The 23,877-nt window shown below is 25.7% G+C and carries 25 protein-coding genes and 1 pseudogene; 24 read left to right on the top strand and 2 right to left on the bottom strand.

Features of this window, described 5'->3' with window-relative positions; all coding sequences use genetic code 11:
• Positions 1–25: 25 nt before the first annotated feature.
• The 3 genes from ACYUET_RS06895 to ACYUET_RS06885 all read left to right on the top strand — a co-directional run bounded on the left by ACYUET_RS06895 (position 26) and on the right by ACYUET_RS06885 (position 1,709).
• On the top strand, positions 26–505 hold the full coding sequence (locus tag ACYUET_RS06895; RefSeq protein ID WP_219779269.1) for an NUDIX domain-containing protein: 480 nt from the start codon (positions 26–28) through the stop codon (positions 503–505).
• Positions 506–611: 106 nt separating this feature from the next.
• A complete protein-coding gene (locus ACYUET_RS06890; RefSeq protein ID WP_460278572.1) occupies positions 612–1,190 on the top strand; it encodes a DJ-1/PfpI family protein in 579 nt (192 codons plus the stop codon).
• 93 nt (positions 1,191–1,283) lie between these two features.
• The gene (locus ACYUET_RS06885; RefSeq protein WP_460278571.1) at positions 1,284–1,709 is read left to right on the top strand and encodes a GNAT family N-acetyltransferase; all 426 of its coding nucleotides are present in this window, start codon (positions 1,284–1,286) and stop codon (positions 1,707–1,709) included.
• Positions 1,710–2,467: 758 nt separating this feature from the next.
• Here ACYUET_RS06885 and ACYUET_RS06880 read toward each other — a convergent pair.
• Positions 2,468–3,475 (bottom strand): hypothetical protein, encoded by a 1,008-nt coding sequence (locus ACYUET_RS06880; RefSeq protein WP_460278570.1) that lies wholly within the window; start codon positions 3,473–3,475, stop codon positions 2,468–2,470.
• A 584-nt stretch (positions 3,476–4,059) separates the two neighbouring features.
• Between ACYUET_RS06880 and ACYUET_RS06875 the strand changes: the two genes are divergently transcribed.
• From ACYUET_RS06875 to ACYUET_RS06785, 19 genes and pseudogenes are all read left to right on the top strand, one after another.
• Positions 4,060–4,881, top strand: a complete 822-nt coding sequence (locus ACYUET_RS06875) for a DUF4097 family beta strand repeat-containing protein (RefSeq protein WP_460278569.1) — start codon at positions 4,060–4,062, stop codon at positions 4,879–4,881.
• Between the two features lie 97 nt (positions 4,882–4,978).
• Positions 4,979–5,554 carry a cupin domain-containing protein gene (locus tag ACYUET_RS06870; protein WP_460278568.1) on the top strand — a complete coding sequence of 192 codons (576 nt, stop codon included), beginning with the start codon at positions 4,979–4,981 and terminating at the stop codon, positions 5,552–5,554.
• A gap of 238 nt (positions 5,555–5,792) precedes the next feature.
• Complete coding sequence (locus tag ACYUET_RS06865) at positions 5,793–6,191, top strand: hypothetical protein (RefSeq protein ID WP_460278567.1); 399 nt, start codon at positions 5,793–5,795, stop codon at positions 6,189–6,191.
• A gap of 381 nt (positions 6,192–6,572) precedes the next feature.
• Complete coding sequence (locus ACYUET_RS06860; protein ID WP_460278566.1) at positions 6,573–7,127, top strand: metallophosphoesterase; 555 nt, start codon at positions 6,573–6,575, stop codon at positions 7,125–7,127.
• Positions 7,112–7,432, top strand: coding sequence for a metallophosphoesterase (locus ACYUET_RS06855; RefSeq protein ID WP_460278565.1), 321 nt, complete (start codon positions 7,112–7,114; stop codon positions 7,430–7,432). The genes ACYUET_RS06860 and ACYUET_RS06855 overlap by 16 nt, the downstream gene beginning before the upstream one ends.
• An 81-nt stretch (positions 7,433–7,513) precedes the next feature.
• Positions 7,514–7,855 (top strand): hypothetical protein, encoded by a 342-nt coding sequence (locus ACYUET_RS06850; RefSeq protein ID WP_460278564.1) that lies wholly within the window; start codon positions 7,514–7,516, stop codon positions 7,853–7,855.
• A gap of 117 nt (positions 7,856–7,972) precedes the next feature.
• Positions 7,973–8,473 (top strand): DUF5673 domain-containing protein, encoded by a 501-nt coding sequence (locus ACYUET_RS06845; protein WP_460278563.1) that lies wholly within the window; start codon positions 7,973–7,975, stop codon positions 8,471–8,473.
• Positions 8,474–8,750: 277 nt separating this feature from the next.
• Positions 8,751–8,900 (top strand): hypothetical protein, encoded by a 150-nt coding sequence (locus tag ACYUET_RS06840; RefSeq protein ID WP_460278562.1) that lies wholly within the window; start codon positions 8,751–8,753, stop codon positions 8,898–8,900.
• Positions 8,901–8,953: 53 nt separating this feature from the next.
• Positions 8,954–9,757 (top strand): DUF4176 domain-containing protein, encoded by an 804-nt coding sequence (locus ACYUET_RS06835; RefSeq protein ID WP_460278561.1) that lies wholly within the window; start codon positions 8,954–8,956, stop codon positions 9,755–9,757.
• Positions 9,758–9,902: 145 nt separating this feature from the next.
• Positions 9,903–10,397 (top strand): SUKH-3 domain-containing protein, encoded by a 495-nt coding sequence (locus ACYUET_RS06830; protein ID WP_460278560.1) that lies wholly within the window; start codon positions 9,903–9,905, stop codon positions 10,395–10,397.
• A gap of 340 nt (positions 10,398–10,737) precedes the next feature.
• Positions 10,738–10,893, top strand: a pseudogene (locus ACYUET_RS06825) (Rpn family recombination-promoting nuclease/putative transposase); the annotation flags it as partial.
• A gap of 427 nt (positions 10,894–11,320) precedes the next feature.
• Positions 11,321–11,563, top strand: coding sequence for a hypothetical protein (locus tag ACYUET_RS06820; RefSeq protein WP_460278559.1), 243 nt, complete (start codon positions 11,321–11,323; stop codon positions 11,561–11,563).
• Positions 11,564–11,565: 2 nt separating this feature from the next.
• Positions 11,566–11,850, top strand: a complete 285-nt coding sequence (locus tag ACYUET_RS06815; protein WP_460278558.1) for a hypothetical protein — start codon at positions 11,566–11,568, stop codon at positions 11,848–11,850.
• 336 nt (positions 11,851–12,186) lie between these two features.
• A complete protein-coding gene (locus ACYUET_RS06810) occupies positions 12,187–12,498 on the top strand; it encodes a PTS sugar transporter subunit IIB (protein WP_460278557.1) in 312 nt (103 codons plus the stop codon).
• Positions 12,499–12,519: 21 nt separating this feature from the next.
• On the top strand, positions 12,520–12,825 hold the full coding sequence (locus ACYUET_RS06805) for a PTS lactose/cellobiose transporter subunit IIA (protein WP_460278556.1): 306 nt from the start codon (positions 12,520–12,522) through the stop codon (positions 12,823–12,825).
• A gap of 210 nt (positions 12,826–13,035) precedes the next feature.
• Positions 13,036–13,920, top strand: coding sequence for an N-acetylglucosamine kinase (locus tag ACYUET_RS06800; RefSeq protein WP_460278555.1), 885 nt, complete (start codon positions 13,036–13,038; stop codon positions 13,918–13,920).
• Positions 13,921–14,099: 179 nt separating this feature from the next.
• The gene (locus ACYUET_RS06795) at positions 14,100–15,185 is read left to right on the top strand and encodes a DUF871 domain-containing protein (RefSeq protein ID WP_460278554.1); all 1,086 of its coding nucleotides are present in this window, start codon (positions 14,100–14,102) and stop codon (positions 15,183–15,185) included.
• A gap of 278 nt (positions 15,186–15,463) precedes the next feature.
• On the top strand, positions 15,464–16,732 hold the full coding sequence (locus ACYUET_RS06790; protein ID WP_460278553.1) for a PTS sugar transporter subunit IIC: 1,269 nt from the start codon (positions 15,464–15,466) through the stop codon (positions 16,730–16,732).
• A 260-nt stretch (positions 16,733–16,992) separates the two neighbouring features.
• Positions 16,993–18,738 carry a methyl-accepting chemotaxis protein gene (locus ACYUET_RS06785; protein WP_460278552.1) on the top strand — a complete coding sequence of 582 codons (1,746 nt, stop codon included), beginning with the start codon at positions 16,993–16,995 and terminating at the stop codon, positions 18,736–18,738.
• Positions 18,739–18,786: 48 nt separating this feature from the next.
• Here ACYUET_RS06785 and ACYUET_RS06780 read toward each other — a convergent pair whose 3' ends face one another.
• The gene (locus ACYUET_RS06780) at positions 18,787–19,374 is read right to left on the bottom strand and encodes a hypothetical protein (protein WP_460278551.1); all 588 of its coding nucleotides are present in this window, start codon (positions 19,372–19,374) and stop codon (positions 18,787–18,789) included.
• A 482-nt stretch (positions 19,375–19,856) separates the two neighbouring features.
• Between ACYUET_RS06780 and ACYUET_RS06775 the strand changes: the two genes are divergently transcribed.
• The gene (locus ACYUET_RS06775) at positions 19,857–21,920 is read left to right on the top strand and encodes a methyl-accepting chemotaxis protein (protein ID WP_460278550.1); all 2,064 of its coding nucleotides are present in this window, start codon (positions 19,857–19,859) and stop codon (positions 21,918–21,920) included.
• Positions 21,921–22,448: 528 nt separating this feature from the next.
• The gene (uvsE, locus tag ACYUET_RS06770) at positions 22,449–23,360 is read left to right on the top strand and encodes a UV DNA damage repair endonuclease UvsE (protein WP_460278549.1); all 912 of its coding nucleotides are present in this window, start codon (positions 22,449–22,451) and stop codon (positions 23,358–23,360) included.
• The last annotated feature ends 517 nt before the right edge of the window (positions 23,361–23,877 follow it).

Raw genomic sequence — 23,877 nt, 5'->3', positions numbered from 1 at the left:
AGATAAATATTATGGAGGTAAAGAAATGAGTATTAGAAGTACAGCAAAAGCGATTATTATAAATAACAATAAAATTTTATTAAATAAGTGTTTTGATGAGAAGAATGGGGATTATTATTCATTACCAGGTGGAGGACAACATACAGATGAAACTTTACATGAAGCTACTATAAGAGAATGTCTTGAAGAAACAGGATACAATGTCATTCCAGTAAGATTTTCTGCCTTATATGAGGAAATATGCGATAATCCTAAATTTCGAGAGTTATATCCAGAATATATTCATAAAATGTATCATATTTTTATATGTAAATTAAAAAATGATAAAACTGTTGAACCAACAGAAATAGATGATATGCAAATCAAAAGTGAATGGATTGATATTAATGATTTAAACAAAATATATTTATTACCTAGTTTTTTAAATGATAATATTTTAAAAATGATAAATAGTGAGACTCCTCAGTTTTTTGGTTCTGAACATATACCATATAATCATGGTTAAAAATATTTTTACAATTAACTGGAGATTAAACGATGTTATATTTACAAAATATGTTATAATTTCCTCATAAAAGTTATTAATAGAATAAGAATATGGAGGTTGTAAAATGAAAATACTACTTTTTTTAGCTAAAGGGTTTGAAACAATGGAATTTAGTGTATTTGTAGATGTTATGGGATGGGCTAGAAATGATTATAATCATGATATTTCAGTAGTAACTTGTGGATTTCAGAAACAAGTTGTAAGTACATTTAATATTCCTGTAATAGTAGATAAAACAATTGATGAAATTAATGTTGATGATTATGATGCACTTGCTATTCCAGGTGGCTTTGAAGAATTTGGTTTTTATGAAGAAGCTTATGATGAGCGTTTTTTGAATTTGATAAGAGAATTTAATTTAAAAGGAAAAATTATTGCTACTATTTGTGTGGCTGCTTTACCTGTAGGTAAAAGTGGGGTATTAAAGAATCGTAAAGCTACTACATATCATTTAAGGGATGCATATAGGCAAAAACAGTTAAAAGAATTTGGTGTTAATGTTGTAAATGAACCAATTGTAGTTGATAGAAATATTATTACTTCATATTGTCCAGAAACAGCTTCAGGTGTAGCATTTAAACTTTTAGAAATGCTTACATCTAAAGAAGAAATGAAAATTGTTAAAGTCGCTATGGGGTTTTAATAGGATGTGAGCATAATCTATACAATAAAATATGTAATTTGAAAATATTAAAAAATTATAAGTACATATAAATAGGATTAAGGAGCTATAATTATGAATGATTATATTATAGAAGAAAGTAATGAAAGTGAAGCTAAGTTAGTTATAGAAAATTTAGTGAATTATAATTTATCTAAAGTTCCACAAACCCAAGAACAAGGATTTATGTGGATAAATAGAGTTATTAAAGATAATGATGGCAAAATTATTGCAGGAATAAATAGTAAAATGTATTGTTGGAATTGTTTATATATAGATTCTTTATGGGTTGATGATAATTTTCGGAATGAGAAAATTGGTACAAAACTTTTAAATGAAATTGAAAAAATAGCTATAGAAAGAGGAGGTAAGCTAATTCATTTAGATACATTTGATTTTCAAGCAAAAGATTTTTATATAAAACAAGGATATGAAATTTTTGGAGTACTAAATGATTGCCCAGACAATCATAAAAGATATTATATGAAAAAGGATATATAAAACTCCTTAATCTATTGAAATTACAGGAATAAGGTGGATTTTTTAAATTCCCCTAAGAATTTTACAATCGCCTGGTAAAGTTTCTTTCAAACCTTGAAGTTTCAATGCCTTAGTTATATTATTGATTTTAAAGAATGACTATTTTACTATGGTTTAACCTTAACATGAGATGTATTTAAATCACTCAAAATAAATTTTATTATCTTCATCAAGATAAGTTTAACCTTAACATAGGATGTACAATAAAATATCCTTATAGCTATAATTTTGATTTTGTAGCTATAAGGATGTTTTTATTTTTGGCTGTGTTTTAAAACAGTGTTGATATTGTAGTATAATAGCGAACTGGCATTGGAATTTGCTTTTTAGAACTCTTAAGTGAAAGTCAAAATTTTATATTTTGTTACTTGAACTTACTCAGCGAATGTATATGAGTCGAGTTTCCTTTTAGTCTTGCAATTAATTGCTTGTCAAAAGTGAGAATCCAAATTTTATATTTGCTTCTTCGAACTTTCACAGAGTACAATCCTTCATTGGGAACACGCATTAATTGGACTAAGCTTTGTTTTAGAGTTCTTAAAGTGAATTCCCCTGTCCATGAGCGTTATACTACAATATCAACATTCACTTAAAACATAGCCTTATTTTTAACTATTAATAATGTTACAAAGACAGTGACTAAAAATGTAACTAATAATATTACAAGATAGATTAATAAGCTAAAATATTTTTGTAAGTAGCATTGAATTTAGTAAAGATTAACTAAGTTTTTTTCTACTTTTAGCTTTAATGGTGTCACCTATAATAACTAAACTAGTACCTAAGAATATTATAGTGCAGCCTAATAATACATTAGGTGAAATAGTTTGTGAAAAAGGAGGTAACATCAGTATAATAGGTATCCAAAGTACATAAGTAATATTTAAAATCATTGCTGGAGCCACACTTATATATTTCATTGAAACATACCATAGAATATATGAAGCGCCACCTATAAATGAACCTATTATAAATGTAGGTACTACAAGTGATTTATTAATATATGCAAACATATCTGAATATTGAATTCCACTATAAAATTCAATTACATATGAATATTCTCCACTTATAAGTAAAAATACTAACAAACATATTCCTAATATAACAATTGAATAAATATGTCTTATAGTGATTGTAACAATTGGATTTATATCATCTTTAATTAATTTATAACCAAATATAGCTTCTAATCCCCAACCAAAAGCAGGTATCAGTGCTATTATATATACAATTAAACTAACTGTTTGTAATTGATAAGTTGCCATAACTCCTAAAACTGCTATTATACCACCAATTATCTTTAATTTAGGTAATTTTTCTTTAAAGACTAAAAATGATGTTATTGCACCAACTACAGGATATAATGCTGAAAATGCTCCTGCAACTGGGGCTGATATGGCACTGGCAATTGCATAGGGTATTAACCCCAATGGTCCTGCTAATATAGCTGCTGGAATTACTCCAAATCCTTTTTTTGAGAATAATACACTTTTAAATTCATTAAGTAAATTCTTTTTACTTATTAAAATTAGTTCAAATACAATATTAAAAAATAAATCTACCAATGAAATTAGAATAGTAGTAATTATAATTAACATTACTCCATTTAAACTTAAAAGATCTCCTTTTGCATTAGCATACAAATTTAACACTGTATATAGTATTATCGTATATAATCCCCACGTCAATCCAGAAAATAAGCCTATTGTATTTCCTTTTTTAATCAAGATCCATCCACTCTCCTCATTTGTTGTTTAAAATATAGCCTTTGTTTAACAATTATTTTTAAATTCACTAAACGGTATTTTTATAAAATGCGGTGTTCATTATTTGAACATTATATATAAAATAACATATTCATTTTTCATTGTCAATGTATCATGATAGTATTTTTAGAAATGATGATTTATACATTGTAATCAATATAATAATTATTAATGATGGCAAAATTATCATTAATCAAAAAAGGAAACTATGCTAAAAAATAGATCTAAAGACAAACAATAATTTTAGGAAGTTATATATATGTTTTAATTAAGTTAATACATTTATATAAATTTTCTATATAAGTTCATTACTACACTGACAAGTTATGTTATTGGTTAATATTTAAAGATTTATACTAATGAACAAACTTTATTTGAATTTATATATTAATATTATGTACAAAAAATATCATTAAAATTCCAATTCTCTTTTCAGTTTATAGCCAAGATTAAAGTTAAGTAAAAATTAATATATATGGAAGAATTTATATTATATAATTAGATAATAGATAAATAAGCTTTATTGTATTTAAGGGGGAATAATAATGAAAAAAGTATTAATTTTAACTATTGCAGGAATATTATTAATTTCATCTATAGGATGTAAGTCTAATTCTAAAACTAAAGACACTACATCTAATCAAGAAATTGAGACTTTAAATGAAAAGAAGGTTGTAGATAAAAAGAAGGTTATAGATGAAAAAATTAATCTTGATAATGTAACCGATATTGATATAGAAATCTGTGCAGCAAAGGCATCTATTAAGAGTTATGATGGGGAAGATATAAAAGTGACAGGTGAACTTTCAGAAAAAAGTAATGATATTGATATAAATAAAGATGGTAATAAAATTCAAATAATTGAAAAAAGAGATAAATCAAAAGATCTTGATATTGATGTTGAAAATGATGGTTCTAAGTTTGATATTTTAGTCCCTTCAAAATTTAAAGGGAATTTTATATTTAAGCAGGGAGCAGGAACAGCTGATATAGAAGGAATAAAGGTTAAAAATATTGATATTACTGGTGATTCAGTAAAAGCAAAATGTGAAGGTATTAAATTTGATAAGTTAAATCTAAGTTCAGGTGCTGGAGAATTTGATTTAAATTTAAAGGAAAAGTGTGGAGATATTGACATTAGTGGAGGAGTTGGAAAATTAAAACTTAAGATGGCAGAAGTGGGAGGAAACCTTAAATATCAAGGGGGCGTAGGAGATATTGATATTAAAATACCTAAAAATGCTCCAGTTAAGTTGTTAGCAGGAAACGGTGTTGGACGTTGCAATATTGCTGCTAAAACATCAGGTGAGGAAACGTATACCTTTGATTTAGAGGTTGGAGTTGGTTCAATAAATGTAAGAAATTAGGTTGGGGGAATCACACGAATTATCTATAGCTAATATAGCACATTTGTAAAACCTAAAACATATAATAATTCTGAACTAATATAAAGGAAGAAACAATATGAATAATTTTAGAAAGTATCCATCAGATTATTATCAAGATACCCCATACCATATATATAATAATAATTGTGATTATAATAGTCCTCATTTTAAGGCCGTTCCATATAATACACTTTTTGATGACACAGAGTGTGGCTTAAGATTTGATTCCTCACAATCAGAAATGAGCAGTAACCAAATGATATTGAAAGATTATGGTCCACAACCCTTAGTAATTAATATTGATAAAGCTACAAAGCAAAACAATAATTTTCGTACTGGTTTATGGACAGGGGAACATTTTCAAGTTACTTTGATGAGTATCAATATTGGTGGTGATATTGGTTTAGAGATTCATCCAGACACTGATCAGTTCATACGTATTGAAGAAGGACAAGGACTTGTCAAAATGGGAAGAAGTAAAGAAAGATTAGATTTTCAAGTAAATGCCCAGGATGACTTTGCAATTATTATACCTGCTGGTACATGGCACAATATTATAAATACAGGCAATAAACCACTTAAAGTATATTCTATATACGCACCACCTCACCATCCTCATGGCGTAGTTAATGTGACTAAACCAGTTGAATAATTTGATCAAATAACTATAAATAATAAGGAATAAACAAATATTGTCTAACCATGTATCAATTGATATCATAGGTTAGACTTTTTTTGTTAGCTATGTTTAAAAATAGTATTGATATTATGGTATAAAGCTCATGGACAGAGGAATTTACAACTGAATAATATTATATTTACAAAATATGATATAATTGATTAACAACAGTGGGCAAATGAATGTTAATATAAAATACTAGAGGTGTATTATGAACAAAGGGAAAACATTACTTTTTACAAAGGTTCTTTATTCCATATTTATCATATGGACAATACTTACATTTTTTATTATTTACAACAATGTAAACAATAATATAGCTTTAAAAGCTGTAATCGGATATGCACTATTCACTTTCTTTATGTTATTGTACATACCTATAATTACTCTATTTAATGCAAGGAATTTAAAGTGGAATTATATAAAAAAGGTATTAAAGAAATTTATTTTTTTATTTATAACAATTTTTATTGTTAATTGTGCTTTTGATTATATTTTTAAAAGTTCTAATATAGATATATTTAATTCATGTTCTCATGCCTTAGGTTTATCTTTTGGTTTGGCTTTCATTGATATTATATTCTTGAAAAAAGAAAAAGAATTAGAATAGTTTAATGTATAAAGTTTTAATAATATGTATAAGTAAAAATAGATAACATACTGAAATATCACATTTTCATTTTGGATAATGTGGTATTTTTTTGTTTTATAAGTCTAAAAAAGTGTAAGTGCTCATGGTGCAGAAATTTTAACTAGTTTAGTTAATAGGGTAATATTAAAGGTATTCTTAAAAAATTTAAGTAATTCTATTCTTATAAAACATAGCATAATTTTAATAAAGGAAAATAGTAAGTTTTAAAGTTATATATTGTAATAATAAATCTACATCTAAAAACTTGTAATAATAAATAAACTACAAATAATTTTTATGTAAAAATGTAATTGAAACATATAACAATGGTAGATAAAATCTATATTCTGTGAGGTTAATATGATTAAAAAGATACCAAGAAAAGTTGTTAAGTTATTAGCTATTATAATGTTTATTATTGGATTTATATTTTTTTGCATCTGGCAAAATAATAGTATCATGATTTCAAAATATAATTATGTCAATTCTAAGATACCACAGGATTTTAATAATTTTACCATAGCTCATGTTTCTGATTTGCATAATAAAATGTTTGGAAAAAATCAAATTAAGTTATTAAATAAAGTTAAAAGTATTTCTCCAGATATAATCATTATTACAGGTGATTTAGTAGACAGACGTAAATATAATTTAGATACTGCTTTACTGTTTATTTCAGGTGCTGTAAAAATTGCTCCTGTATATTATGTCTCAGGTAATCATGAGGCTTGGTCTGGAAAATTTCCTTTAATAAAAGAAAAACTTATAGACATGGGTGTTCATATTCTTGATGATAAATCATTAAACTTTCAAAGGGTAGTAGTTCAATATACTTATTGGGTTTATCTGATCCAGATTTTCTTACATGTAACTATAGAGATGGTACAGACACTAGTAAAATGGAAGAACAATTAAATAGGTGGTCAACTGATAAAAATTTTAAAATCTTACTTTCTCATAGGCCTGAACTTTTTGATTTGTATGTTCAAAATAATATGGACTTGATTTTTACAGGACATGCACATGGTGGACAATTTAGAATTCCAGGTATAGGGGGTGTGGTTGCTCCTGATCAAGGGATATTTCCTAATTATACAAGTGGAAGTTACAACAAAGGTTTATCTACAATGTTTGTAAGCAGAGGACTAGGTAACAGTATTTTCCCTATAAGAATTTTTAATAGACCAGAAATCATTCAAGTAACATTAAAAACACGATAAATAAATTCAAATAAACACTAGTTATATAATTTTTATATCTTATCATATACATAATAATGATTTATGATGGGAGATGGTGTTGTGAAGAAAAACTTATTTACAAGGGATCTAACAATTATTTTATTTATTGTTTCTATAATTGAATTTTTTATGTTGCTAATAAATATTAAAGTTCCATCTATAATGTTAATAATATCTACTGTATTGCTATTTGGTATTACCATATTGGAAGCTATCAAAACACAGGTTTTCAAGAAGTTATTATATCCATTAATTGCAGTTTATTTTCTTGTGGCAATTCCTATTATAAAGGGATTAATATCTAATAATGTTTTGTTTATAGCAATAGTAATAGCAAGTTTTATTATGACTATGATGTTTTTATATAATGATTTACTAAAATCAAATAAAGGAAAGCTCTAAATAAATATGTTATAATTTGATCATATTTGCAAGTAAATACATTTAACTTAAGGCTATGTTTTAAAAAATATCAACATTCACTTAAGACATAGAATAATTTAAAAGGCGGTGAATTGATTGAATTACTTTTCTTTATGGACAATTTTTTCTATAGTATTAATTATTCTTGGAACAGGTTTATTATTAACAGATTTATATGCATCATGCCATCATGGAAAATGTGTTATAAAGGTAAAAGAAAATAAAAAGTTAACTATTTTCTGGAGTGTGATGTTAATAATATGGCTTATATTACTCTGGTCTAATATAAATTTTTATATTAGCTATGAGAAAAATGGTGTTATTTATAATGTTTTAACAGATATATTTTGGATAGAATTTTCAATCTCAAATATAATAAAATCATTAAAAGGTTCAGAAATAAGAGAAAATGGAATATATAGATCTGGCTATTTTTATAAATGGTCTAAAATTAAGACTTATAATTGGATATCATCAAATACAATTCAATTTAAAGCAAATGCGTTTTTAAAAACTAATCAAAATATTGAAATGACTATAAAAGAGGAATTTAAATTAATAGTAGATGAAGTAATACAGAAAAATATTGTTTTATAATACGCTATGACTATTTATTCTTATTAATAAGTATTTATACATATCATTTAAAATAAAATACACTCTGGTTAAGTAAATACAGTAAAAGTACTGTTATAAAATTTACTTAATGGAGTGTTTTTTTATTATTATTTTAGCAACATTTAGAATGTATTTATCTTAGGGACTTTTTCATTCCTGCTTATTTTTAGCTAAATACAACTCAAACCATTTTGTCCCCTTAAATCTAATTTAAGTAAAGATAACCATAATTTAGACGACAATAACAGGTATAGTTGTGAAAAGTCATCATTTAAAAGCAGAGGGATATTTGGATGCACTTGGCTTTAATTCAACAAAAGATTTTATTAATGGAGATTGTGAAGTAGGATTAGCTGATAGAATGGGAAGCGGTCCTGAATTAGAATACAAGAAAGATACAGATTAAAAGATTTTAGAATGAGTAATTTATAAGTATTTAATATATAAGGTGGAAGTTAAATGAAAATAATTAATTTAGTAGAAAAAAGATTGTACAAGAAAAATATCATTTTGGGAGTATTTGTAATAAGTATAGTTGTTATGTTAAATGGATGTGGGTTTAAATTAACAATTGGGAATGCAGATAAAAAAGATGATAAAAATACAACAGTTAGTCAACAGAGTGAAGTGGAATATAATAAAGATGAATTGTTGCCATTAGGAACAATTGTATTATTAAAGGATTCTAAAAGAGAATTAGTTATAACAGGAAGAATGCAAAGACTTGCAGGAGATTCAACTGAAAAGATATGGGATTATTCAGGATGTTCATATCCAAGAGGATTTATGAGTGATAATGATAGTTATGGTTTTAATACAGATCAAATTGAAAAAGTATATTTCAGAGGATATGAAGATAAAGATGAAATAGAATATAATAARCAATTAATAGATTTTAGAAATAAAATAAGAGGTACAGAAACAAAATATAGTGAAAAAATAGATAAAGATAATAAAAATGAAACAGAAAATATAGTTAATGATAAAGAGAAACTATTAGCATTAGGTTCAATAATTACAGTTGAAGGAAGTAATAAAAAATTAATGATAATAGGAAGAGTTGCAAGTATAAAAGGAGATAATTCTGATACTGTATATGATTATGCAGGTTGTATATATCCAGAAGGAAATATTAATAAAGATACGAATTATGCATTTAATGCAGAAGATATCAATAAGGTATATTTTAGAGGATATGAAGATGAAAAAGAAATAAAATATAATAAACAACTTTTAAAGAATAGAGAGCTTTTAAAAAAATAAGTTGATTATAAAATTATAGATGAAAAATTTAATTTATGTCCATTAAATAAATACAATTTCAAAACAACCCTAATTTGATTGAGTTATGTAAAGAAAAAGGAATAGATACATTTGCCAAATTTAAAGGAGAGATAGGTGAAATAATATGTTGGAAGAAAAAGTGAAAAAAGTATTGATAAGAGCTGGATGGATTGAAAATAAAAAAATAGATATAACAAATCAAGTTAAAATACTTGAAAGTAATGGATATGAAGTATTTGAGGCTGCAAGAAAATTTATGAAACGGTTTGGTGAATTGCATATTAGAGCTAAATATATAGATTTTTTTGGAAAAGAAGATTATGATGAACATTCAACGTGTTATGAAGATATGAAATATTATTATGAACATAATGCAAATTATAATGAAAAAGTTGGAGAACAAACAATCCCAGTGTGTGAATTATATCAAGGCGAATATATTATATGTATTTCTGAGTCAGGTAAATTCTTTGTTAGTGAGGGAATGTGGGCAGAAAATAGTTATAATTTTTGGAATGGACTTTTTGGTGAATATAAGGGTGGTTTTTTAAATTGGAAAGATTATAAGTCAGGTAAAAAAATTCAGCGTTCAAAATATAAAAATGAAGAGTATTTATAAAATGTAACAAGATATATTGGGTAATAATATACTTGTATTTGAAGGAGAATATTTAGGTGTAAAAAAGAAAAAAGGATATAATTATGACTGTAAAATATTTAAAGCAGAAAAGTGGTTTATAAAGTATCCAATAGAAAGAATTTCAGTAGAAAAATATTATCCTAAAGATGGATTAAGTTTAGCAGATTTTTTGGAATATTTATTTTTAATAAAAGATAAAGAGTTAGAACAAAAATTTGAAGAATATAAAAGAGAAAGAGGAGGTGCTGTAAAAATGACTGTTGATCAAATAAGACAAAAGTATTATGAACAAAAAGGTAAAGAAGTTGGAATTCAAGAAGGAATCGAAAAAGGAAAAGAAGAAGGAAGAGAGGAAGGTAAAAAAGAAGGCAAGATTGAGGTCGCTAAAAATTTATTAGATGTTTTAGATGATGAAACAATAGCATTAAAAACAGGCCTTAGCATTGATGAAATAAAGAAATTAAGATTAAATTAAAATAATTATGAATTAAAGTAACAGCGATAATCGGAAATAGTGATATTGCTGTTATTTTTTATTTGAAAAACTATACTTATGATTCACTTAAAGAATTAAAAATTAAATTACTATTTTAAAGCTTGAAAATAATTATAGTATGAAGTGAAATGAATTAAAGTATTAAAATATAGAAAAAAGGTTTAGAATTAACCAAATAAAAGGTTAATTCTAAGCCTTTTATTTTGGGAAAATGTAATAAGAGTAAAGCTAATTGCAAATTAATCGATAATAAATTTGTTTGGTAAAAAATTAAAAATAAGTTTTTTTTATATATTTAAGTATTAAATTAGAATTGTTGTTAGCAATTAATGTAGAAATATCTAGATAAATTTATAAGTAAAAAAGTAGTAAAATAGCTGACTTAATAAATATGGAGTTGATAAATATGAAAAAATCAAAAGAAGTGTCATTAACTTTTGCAGAACTAAAATTTTTATTTTTTAATAAAAAAAAGTGTAAAATTTGTGGAACAAAAATGAGAAAAATTACAAATGAAGAGTATATAGGTATAACAAGGTGGGGGAAATATAATACTGCTAGAAGAGCTTATGAAGTAAAATTTTTTTATTACTGCCACAAATGTGATAAAAAATATTCTTTAGAAGAGTTAGCAAAGGGGGACAAATAATTATGAAAAATTTAATAAAAAGAATAATAACCAATAAATTATATATAGCATGCTTGGGAGTTGTATTAATACAATATATTCTTAGAAAAAATTATATTAAACAAGCATTGTTTAATACTACAAGTATATCATCAATTAGTCAGTATGGTTTATTAATTTTACCTATCTTAGTAGCAACAATTCTTGCAGGAACTATACTTTTTAGTGGACTTTGTGTTTTTATACGAGTATTTACAAAATTTATATTACCTACATGGAAAAAAATATTTAATATATTAAAGAATTAAATTATAGACTTCTGAAAGGAGGAGTAATTAATAAATGAAGTGAAAGTATTAAATTCTAAATGGAATATAGTGTAAAATAAAAATGTGTGTAAGTGTATTTACACACTTATTTTTTTCTATTTTTACACTATAAAAATAATCTGAAAGTAAGTAATAAAGCCATTTTAAGGAATTTTATCTATATATTAAAAGTTGGCATGTAATTTGCTTTATATAAAAGGTGTACGATAAAGAATATTAAGTTTAAATGAATATGTTTACAAGAAGAATGAAATTTATGTTTAGAAAAGGATTATAGTTATTAAAACACAATAAAAAAATATAGGAGGAATATAAATGAAAAATATATTATTGGTTTGTTGTGCGGGAATGTCTACAAGCTTATTGGTTTCAAAAATGCAGCAGGCAGCAAAGGAAAAAGGGGTTGAGTGTAATATACAAGCAACAGGAGAGGCTGAGGTTAAACAGTATATAGATAATACAGATATTTTATTATTAGGTCCACAAGTTAGATTTTTATTATCAAAATTTAAGAAGAGTTTAGCAGATAAAAATATACCAGTAGAAGTAATAAACACAATTGATTATGGAACAATGAATGGTAAAAAAGTTTTAGAAAGAGCTTTAGAAGTTATAGAAAATAATTAAAGCATGAAGGGGAGAAACTTAATGGAAGAAATAATAATGACTCTTATAGTACACAGTGGAGAAGTTAGAAGTTATTCAATGGAAGCAATTCAATGTGCTAAAAGTGGAAATATAGATGAAGCAAGAGAACTTATTAAAAAAGCTGAAGAAGAAGAATCAAGGGCGCATAGTGTTCAAACATCTTTAATACAAAAAGAGGCTAATGGAGAGAAAACAGAAGTTACTTTATTAATGGTACATGCTCAAGACCATTTAATGACAAGCATGACAGTAAAATCTCTTGCAGTTGAAATTATAGATATACATGAAAGACTGCAAAATAAATAAAAAAGTCTTGTGGTTGTATTTTAAGGAAAAGTTAATATTGGAGTATAAACAGAGTTCTTAGCCTTCAAAAAAAGCTTGCCTTTGAATGAAGGGTTAGAAATCGTTATCCAGGAGCGCGTAGGTGTCATGAAGTTATAGATACTAGGTATTGGATAAAACTTATGAACAAAATCAAAGGGTGAATAGTAAATAAAAAAGTGTGGTGATTATGTGAAATATATTATAGGAGTTGACGGTGGAGGAACTAAAACTGAAGCTAGTGCCTATTCTTCAGATGGAAAAGCTATTATGACTTCAATAAAGGGATTTGCTAATTTATTAAATAATAAGGAAAAAGCTTTAGAAAATATAGTAGGTTCTATAAAAGAAATAGTAGAAAAACTTGGATATGAAGGACTTAATGGTGTATATCTTGGTATCGCTGGAGTAGAGGTTGGAGACAATTCCAAAGTAATAAAGGATGCAGTCAAAGAGAAGCTTAACATTGATTGTATAGTTATGAATGATGCAGAAATAGCTTTAAAGGCAATGTTAAAAGGAAAAGATGGAATATTAGTTATAGCAGGGACAGGCTCAGTAGCATTTGGAGTTAAAGATAATATAAATGTGAAGTGTGGAGGCTGGGGAAATCTATTAGGTGATGAAGGTAGTGGATATAAAATAGCAATAGAATCAATAAAAAGAATGATATCAGAAGAAGAATATTCTTTAGAGCAATCAGAATTATCTAAAAGGATTTTAGAGAATCTAAAAATTAGTTCAGTTAATGAAATAACAAAGTTTGTATATTCTTCAACTAAAGATGAGATAGCATCATTAACAAAAATAGTTGCTAGATTAGCTGAAGAAGGAGATATTATAGCAAGTAAAATATTAATAGATGAAGCAAGGAGTTTTGGAAAGACAGTTGAAAATGTATATAAAAAATTAAATTTTGAAAGTTGTTCTATAGCATTAGTTGGAGGTGTAATTAGAAAAGCAAAGGTATTTAGAAAAGCTTTTGAGGAGTATTTAAAAGAAACTATAGTTATTAATGAGATTGTAGATGAAGAAATTTCTCCTACGATAGGAGCTTATTATCTGAATAAACAATAGCTTCAAATGTTAAATTCAGATTTTAGTTTATCATTATTCCACAATATAAATAATATTTTAAAGCACAATTATTTATATGTAAGAGTTATAGATTGATAATAATAGATACAAAATTAGTGAAATTAATTATTAAACTTTTTAGATTAATACAATATAAAGAAGAAAATGGAGGGAAAGGAATGAAGAGATTAGGGATTTCAGTATATCCAAATCATACTGATATAAATGAAATCGTTAAATATATACATTTAGCAGGAAAGTATGGATTTAAAAGAATATTTACGTGTTTAATTTCTGTAGCTGATAAAAATTTAGATGATGTACTAGGTGATTTTAAGCTTATGTTAAATACTGCAAAGGAAGAAGATATGGAAGTAATTGCAGATTTAGAGCCAGCTGTATTTAAGTTCTTAGGAGCATCCATATATGATTTGAAAGCGTTTAAAGATATGGGCTTAGATGGTATAAGATTAGATTTAGGCTTTAGTGGAATGGAAGAATCTATCATGAGTTTTAATGAGTATGGTTTAAAAATAGAATTAAACATGAGTAATGGGACTAAATATGTGGATAACATTCTTTCTTATAATTCTAATGTGAACAATTTATATGGATGTCATAATTTTTATCCTCATAAATACACAGGGCTTTCACTTGAACATTTTATGAAATGTTCAAAACAGTTTAAGGAACTTGGAATAAATACAGCAGCATTTGTAAATTCAAAGAGTGCAAAGTATGGTCCTTGGCCTGTTTCAGAAGGGATATGCACATTGGAATCTCATAGAGATTTAAATATAGAGGTACAAGCTAAACATTTTTTAGCAACTGGATTAATTGATGATGTAATAATAGCAAATTCTTTTGCATCAGAAGAGGAACTAAAGGCATTAAGTGATTTAAATAAAGAAAAATTAGTGTTTAATGTTCAGTTTAATGAATATGCAACTGAACTTGATAAAAAAATAGTTCTTGAAGAATATCACTATAATAGGGGGGATGTCTCAGAGTATATATTAAGATCTACGCAAAGCAGAGTAAAATACAAAGGAGAAAGTTTTCCAGCAGTTAATACTCCAGATATTAAAAGAGGAGATATATTAATAGATTCAGACTTATATACAAGATATGCAGGGGAACTTCAAGTTGCTTTAAAAGATATGAAAAATACTGGTAAGACAAATGTTGTTGGAAAGATAGTAGATGAAGAAATATTTTTATTAGATTATATAAAGCCTTGGACAAGCTTTGGCTTTAAGAAATAATTATGTTTTAAAGAAAAGTTGATATTTTTAGTTTTACCTTATCCTAAAATATCAACAGGTATTTTTAAAACACAGTCAAATAAATAAAAAAATTAGAAATTATAATTATTATTTAACTTAGACTAAAACAATATTAAATTAGTAAATTGATTTTTAAAAAACTTTGTATTAACTTAAAACTTAAAATTTAATATAAACCTTATAACTTAAAATCTAAAATTTAATCAATAGAATAATAACTGAATTAAAATAAATATTTAATAGAGGAGGAAATATCAATGAAAAAATTTTTTGATTGGATGGAAGAGCATTTTGTACCGATTGCAGCAAAGATTGGTTCACAAAGGCATCTTGTAGCAATACGTGATGGTTTTGCAACAATAACACCATTAGTTATGGCTGGAGCATTTGCGGTATTATTCAATAATTTGGGATTTAAATGGTATCAAAACTTTATGAACTGGTTATTACCGGTAGGATGGACAGATTGGGGTGGAGCTATATGGAATGGATCCTTTGGGGTAATGTCCATATTAATTGTATTTACAATATCATATCATTTAGCTAACAGTTATGGTAAAGATGGAATGTCTGCTGGAATAGTTTCTTTATCAGCAGCAATGATTTTATATGCAACTAATGCTGAAGGTGCATTACCATTTGATTTTTTAGGTGCACAAGGATTATTTGTTTCTATAATAGTAGCATTAATAGCAACAGAACTTTTTGTTAAATTAATAGGAAATCCTAAATTAGTAATAAAGATGCCAGATGGTGTTCCACCAGCAGTTTCTAAATCTTTTGCAGCATTATTTCCTTCAATGATAATATTAGCAATAACAGCAGGAATTAAAGAAATATTTATAACAATTAATATTCCTGATATTCATAAAGCATTATTTGTAGCATTACAACAACCATTACAAGGAGTTGCAGGTAGTTTAGGTGGAGTATTACTTATAATTTTTGTATCTCAATTATTATGGTTCTTTGGATTACATGGTTCAAATATACTTGCACCACTTATAAATGCATTATTACTACCATTACTTATTTTGAATACAGAAGCAGTTAAAGCTGGACTAGAACCAGAGCATATTGTAAGTAGCCAATTCTTAGATTCATATGTAAATATGGGTGGTTCTGGAGCTACAATTGCATTAATTTTAGCAATATATATTTTAGGAAAGAAAGCTGGTTCTCAACAAAAGATGATAGCAAACTTAAGTATAGCACCAGGATGTTTTAATATAAATGAACCAATAATTTTTGGTATGCCAATAGTATTAAATCCAATGTATTTTATTCCATTTATGTTAGCACCATTAGCATCAGCAGTAATAGCTTATGGCTTAACTGTAATACACTTTGTACCAAAGGTTTCTATTATGGCAACATGGACAACACCACCAGTTTTAGGTGCATTTTTATCAACTAACTCAATTATGGGTGCAGTAACAGCTTTAATTTGTTTAGCTGTAAGTGTATTAATATATCTTCCATTTGTATATGTAGCTGGAAGACAAGAATTAAAAAATAATAAATAAACTTAATTTAAATTTGCCTCTTAAAATAACCCATATTATATAAATGTTTTATTTACAAAAAGCACCCCAGGTGTACCCCTGGGGTGCTTATTACATATAAATACTTATAGAATAAGCTTCAGCAGATTTTTTTAAATACCATATAATACAATTTATTCTTATAATATCAAAATAAAAAATAAAGTTAATAAATTAAGTGTATTAAATTTTATACGATAAGTATAAAGAAAAAAATTTTGATATATAAGGGGTAAGCTTAGATGATTTATTTTAAAAAGTGGTCTTTAGCTAAAAAAATAGTTACATTTATTACAATAATGCTTTTGATATATAGTGTAATTTTAGGAACAGTAACATCTATAAAAACCAAGAGTAATATTAAGCAAGAAGTTAATAAGAATATTATTAATACATTAAATGTAATTACTGCAAATATAGATGGAGATAAACTTGAAGAGTTGATAAAAAATGGAGAAGAGAGTAATGATTATTATGATAATCTACATCAATATTTAGAAGATGCTAGAGAAAAAAGTGATTTTAAATTTTTATATACAATAGGTAAGTTTAAGGATAATAATTTTTATTATTTAGTAGATGGATTGGATGAAGATAATGAAGAATTTTCGGAATTTGGAGAAAAAGTTGAGATTTTAGAAGGAAAGAATGATAATTATAAAAATGAAAATGAAACTCTAAAAACTGGAAGTTATGTTACAAACATAGAATATTATGAGGAGTGGGGATATTTAATAAGTGCTAATGTAGCTATTTATAATAGCAAAAATGAACCAGTAGCAATTTTAGCAGCAGATTTGAATGCAAATGATTATAACAGTAGTTTAAATAAAATTACATATTTTATTATAACTAACTTGATTTTTGGTGGAATTCTTATAGCTATTTGTATAGGTATTTATTTAGTTAGAGCATTAAAGCCTATGAAGAAAATAAAAAATGTAGCGTTAAGTATTGCTAAAGGAAATTTGAATGTCTCTTTAGATGTAAAATCAGAAGATGAAATAGGTAAAATTTCTAAGGCTATGAATGAAATGGGAAGAAATTTAAATGATATGGTTATTAATATAGGTAATAATTCTGAAGATGTACTTATGTATTCTAACGATTTAAAGGCGCAATCTGAACAATTTACATCTTCAGCAAAACAAGTGGTTTTTAAAACTGGAGAAATAGCAGAGTTTTCTGAAGTACAGTATGATAAAACACAATTAATTGTAAAAAAGGCACAAAATATTAATTTAGAAGTAGAAAATATTATTAATAAACTTAAAAAAGTTTCACTAGAAATTGAATCATCATACAGTCAAGCACAAAAAGGTGAAAATATAATAAAGAATTCTACAGATAAAATTATAACGGCTAATAACAGTATGGAAGCATCTAAGGAAAAAATCTTAGAACTGGACAAAAATATAAATGTAATTACAAATTTTGTAGAAGTAATAACTAACATTTCTGATCAAACTAACCTTTTAGCATTGAATGCTTCAATAGAAGCATCTAGAGCTGGAGAGGCTGGAAGAGGCTTTAGTGTAGTTGCTGAAGAAGTAAGAAAATTAGCAGATGAATCTTCTAAAGTAACTAAAGAAATAACAGGTATTCTTAAAGCTATTGATTTAAGTTCTAAAGAAGTTTTTTCATCAATTGATAAAACTTATAATGAGCTAAAAGAAGGCACATCAACTTCAAAAGAGGCACAAAAATATTTTGAAAATATATTTACTTCAAGCAATAATGTGAAAAATAATACTTCAGAAGTATTAGGAAGTATAAATAATTATTCAAAAGAAACAGAGGATATTTTAATTGCAGTTAAAGATGCAGACGAGAACATTAAAAAGTTATCTAAAAGCTGTGAAAGTATATCAAAGATATTAGAAGAACAATTTGTGTCTTCAGAAGAAATACTAAGATATGCTTCAGAATTAAATTCGGTATCTGAAAAACTTGAGGATTCAATTAAAGTTTTTAGTATTCATAATTAAAATCATTATAGAAAGCACCCCTAAAGTAAACCTGGGGTGCTAATATTTTTATATATCAGTTGATTCTAAATTTTCTCTTCTATTATCTAATGGATTAAGATTTATGTGGTGAACTCTTTTGTTTTCATCAGCATTTAAAATAAGTCTATCTAAATAAACTCTACCATTTGGAGTGTTGGCCACAACACAAGGTTCTCCATTTATTCTATGATTAACCCAAGTATATTCATCAGTTACAACAGTTTTTAAATCTCTAGCGGAAATTAAAGCTTTTGAATGTGCATTACCATATTTATCTTTTAATATTATAGCAATAGTTTTATCATCAATTTTTTCAACTTCGTTTAATTCATTTCTTTTAAAGATTCTTAAATTAGCTCTTCTGTTGTCTAAAGTGTCACCATTTATATGTATAACAGGTGTAGCAGGATTAACATCCATGATAACTGTTTGTAGACTTTGCTTTAAAGGCTTAGATTTTTTATTAAGCTTAGTTGAACTTATATTTTGAACTAAATAATTATTAAAATCTTTATGCCATTCAGCAAACCAAATTCCAGCATTTTTAACTTTTTCTAAGTCAACATTATCTATTTTAGCAGTAAGTTGAGTTCCGTTTTTCTTTAAGATGGTCATTAGTGTAAAGCTTTCTTTAGATTCGAATTCATTCTTTGTAGTTTTATAATTAGTATTTATGATATATACCTTCTTTCTTTATATTTAGATACATACAAAAAAATAATAGACAAGCATTTCAGTCTATTGTTCTTCGTATGTACTTAATATCTTTTATTATGTTATTTAGTTATTATAACAAATTAACATAATAAAAGATATTAAAATAAGTATTAACTGTTTAGAGGACAAATATAACATATATGATAGTTTTCTACTTAAATATTCTAAATTGTAAGAATTTAAAATATCCCCCCTGGGGTATGGCTAGGGTACCTTGTAGAGAAATTTATCCATTATATTAAAAAATATACATAGTTATTGGAAAAAATATAAATTTTTTAAAAATGATATATAGATATAAAAAAATGGGAATTAAATACGATAATAAAGCAGAATATGAATTATTTAATAAAATAACCATTAATAGGTAAGGAGGAATTATGAAGAGGGAAAAATCTATAGTCAAAAAAATAGCAATAAGTTCAGTCACGGTTACAGTTATTAGCATAATGATATTAGCAGTAGCTGTGTTTTTTATGGTGGTTAAAGACAATCATGATAATTTTATAGGAAATGCAAATAAGTATAATGAAAATTTAGAGCAAACGTTAACATCATATTTTAATAGTATAGAACTAAATTTAGATGGTATTATGAAATCAAAAAATGCAAGTGAATTAACTAATAATTCAATAACTACATATGTTGATAAAATAGGTGAAGGTGGAATTGTAAAGATGACACCAGATCAAAATGGAGAATTTGAAGCAGATTTATATAATTATTTTAAGAGTATTACAGAAAGTAATCCTATGATTAAAACAATGAGTTTTGCATCACAAAAAGATGGTGGTTATGTACAATATCCAGCAGAAGACAGAAAGAATAATTATGACCCAAGAGAAAGAGGTTGGTATAAAGATGCATTAAATGGAGATGGAATAAAATACAATATATTCTCAACTACTAATGGAAATTTAGCTGTTGCTGCTGTAAAACAGCTTAAGGTAAATGGTGAAGTTATAGGAGTTTTTAATATAGGTTTATCGCTAGATACAATAGTTAATACTACAGGAAATTATAAGACAGGTGATTTAGGAAGAATTTTAGTTGTAGATTCAAATAAGGTAATTATTGTGGATAGTGATAAGGAGTATACTAGTAAAAAAATAGAAGATATTGAATTAAAAGATGAGTATAAAGACAAGCTATTAAATAAAAATATGATCTTAAATTATAAGGGTAACAAATATCAAACTGTTATTGACAACTTTAAGAAAGATAATTTAGATCTTACAATAGTTTCTATGATATCTAAATCTGAAATGTTAGGTTGTGCAAAAAATACAGTTTCTATTATATCAATAATAACAATTTTAATAATAATAATTTTAATTTTTATATGGATTAAATTAGGTAAGAAGATAAGTAATATAATGAATAAAATTATAAAATTATTAGGTAATATAGGGGATGGAAATTTAAATATTGAAATTGAAAAAGAACTTTTAGATAGAAAAGATGAAATTGGAATAATTTATAATAGTATAAGTAAAACGAAAGACTCAATTAGAGGAATGGTTGAGCAGTTAAATGAAAGTGTGGAAAAAGTTGAAGGTGGAATCATTAAATTAAATGATGTTTCATCAACAGTAAATAATTCATCAAGCAGAGTATTATTATCTGTACAAAATGTTGCAGAAGGATCAAGTACACAAGCAAGTAGTCTAATGGATATTAATAATGTATTAAATGATTTTAATGAAAAGATTAAGAAGATAGTTACAAATATTGATAATTTAAATAGTAGTGCAAAAGAGGTTAAATCAGCTAATATTGAAAATAAGATAATCATGGATGGAATAGTTTCTAGTTCAGATGATGTTTCTTCAAAGGTTAAGGAATTTAATAATAAGATAGGAACTTTAGGAAACAGTATAACTAAGATTGGGGAAATTATAGGCGTTATAAATGGAATGTCTCAGCAGACTAATCTTTTAGCATTAAATGCATCAATTGAAGCAGCACGTGCAGGGGAAGCAGGAAAAGGATTTGCAGTTGTTGCAGATGAGGTTAAAAATTTAGCAGAACAAAGCAGACAAGCTGCAAAAGAAATAGAAGATATTATTAATGAAAATATTAAACTTATGGATACTATTTCAACAGAATCAAATGGGGTTAATAAAACTATAGAAAATCAAGTTATAGAAATGAAAAAAGGTGTAAATATATTTTCTAAAGTTAATGAAAGTTTAGATATTGTAATTCCACAAATAGAATTGATTGATAATGATATTAACCAAATACAAATGAAGAGTGGTAAGATATTTGAAAAAGTAGAGGAAGTATCGTCAGTTTCAGAAGAGGTATCTGCTTCATCACAAGAAATAGTATCTCTAGCAAGTGAACTAGAAAATGTAACTGGAGATATATATAATCTATCAAATAATCTTAATGAAGTTTCACATGAAGTTACAGCAGGACTTCAAAGATTTGATAGATAAGATGGCTATATTTTAAGTAAATATTTAGTATAAGCAGAGTTCTTAATTTTTAAATAAAGATCATAGTCATAGAAATTAGAATAGTAAAGGGACAATAGATAGTTTCGTGTAAAAACAAAATTATTTACTGTCCCTTACTTTGTAATAATAAGTTATTTATTATTATAGATATTTCAATCTAGTTATCAACTTCAATTATATTTTCATTTATAGGATTTTTATTATAATTCTTCATTTAAATTTAGCTGCATGGTTATAATAATATTTTAAGGTTAAATAACAATTAATTTTAAGCTAAATAGATATGTTCTAATTAAGTTAATACATTTATAATATTTTATATAATTTTTATAGAAAATTATATCTTTAATTAAAAATATTTAGTTAGAAGTATATATCATAAATTTTTTATATAAGTTTCTAGCTACATTTATAAGGGATATCATTTATAAATATTTTAAGATTTATATTAATGAACAAATTTTATTTGAACTTATATATAATTAAATTTTATTGAGGGTGATAAAAGTGGTTAAAAGAATTGGTTATGCTTGTATAAATAATAATTTAAAGCCAAGAAATTTTCAGCAATGTAGGCTTAATTCTGTATACAAATATGGAATAGATTATTTAAGAGATAAGATAGTTAATAATTTGGAGTTAACTAAAGATATATTAAGGTGGAATATTGATAATGGAATATTTATGTATAGAATTACTAGCAATTTATTACCTTTAGTAGATCATCCAGATATATTAAAAGATTTTGAGTGGAGATGGCAACAAGATGAAGAGCTGTTAAAGATAATGGATGAGATAAAGAATATTGTACAAAAAAATCATATAAGACTTTCGATGCATCCAGATCAATTTACAGTTCTAAATAGTACTAAAACAAGTGTTGTTGAAAATAGCATAAATTACTTAAATCATCATTATGAAGTATTAAATCTTCTTGGAGGCAGCGATATTATCATTCATACAGGTGGAGTTTATGGAGATAAAACTAGTGCAATAGATAGATTTATAGAGGTATATAAGGAGTTATCAAAAGGCGTTAAAGAGATGTTAAGATTAGAAAATGATGATGTTTCATTTAATATAGATGATGTATTATTTATCAGTGAAAAGACGTCTATCCCAATAGTTTTAGATGTCCATCATCATCGTTGTAATAAAAAAAGAGAGATAACAAATGACGATATAAAGATTATAAAAGATACATGGAATTATACAGGAATCATTCCTAAGATGCATATTAGTAGTGGCAAAATAGGTTTTTATGATAAAAGCCATAGTGATTATATATTAGAAGAAGATATTAAATCATTTATCTCATTAATTCAGGATATTAAGATTGATTTAATGGTGGAAGCTAAGGAAAAAGATAATGCTGCTTTAAGAGTAATAAATTTTTTTAATAAGATAGAAAATAAATAATAGGTTGTATTAAATTTCTGAGACAACTTTTTTATTGTATAAGAAATTATAGAATTTTTAGGAATTGAAAGCGTGATTTTTATATGGTTTTAGGATTATCTGAGTATAAAAATAGAAATGTATAATGTTTGAAAAGTCATCTAGAAGAGCGTGTGGTGTAGTCACTGTTTTATTCTTTAGGAAATTATATTTTTACAATTTGTAGATAAATTAGATTATATTATTGCTTAAAGATTAAGAAATAAAACCTAAAGAATAAAAAATAATCATATGCCGCACCATTATTTCTGCACTACGTTTGGAAAGGGTGCATGGCTAAAAAAATATATATGTTGAAATAATAATTATTCAATAAATTAAAGTACTATATATTCTTTTGCTTAGGATTTAAATTTAAAACATATATAAGATTTAAATGTATAATCAAAAAGACAATATATAGTTAATATAGAATAAATTTGATAAAATAGGATATTTATTATATTGACTTTAGTCAGTCAAAAAAGGTATCCTAGTT

It is taken from the genome of Clostridium sp. CTA-5 (genome assembly GCF_054768135.1).
Note: the sequence above shows the minus strand (reverse complement) of the source record. Positions and strands in the feature narration are given on the sequence as shown.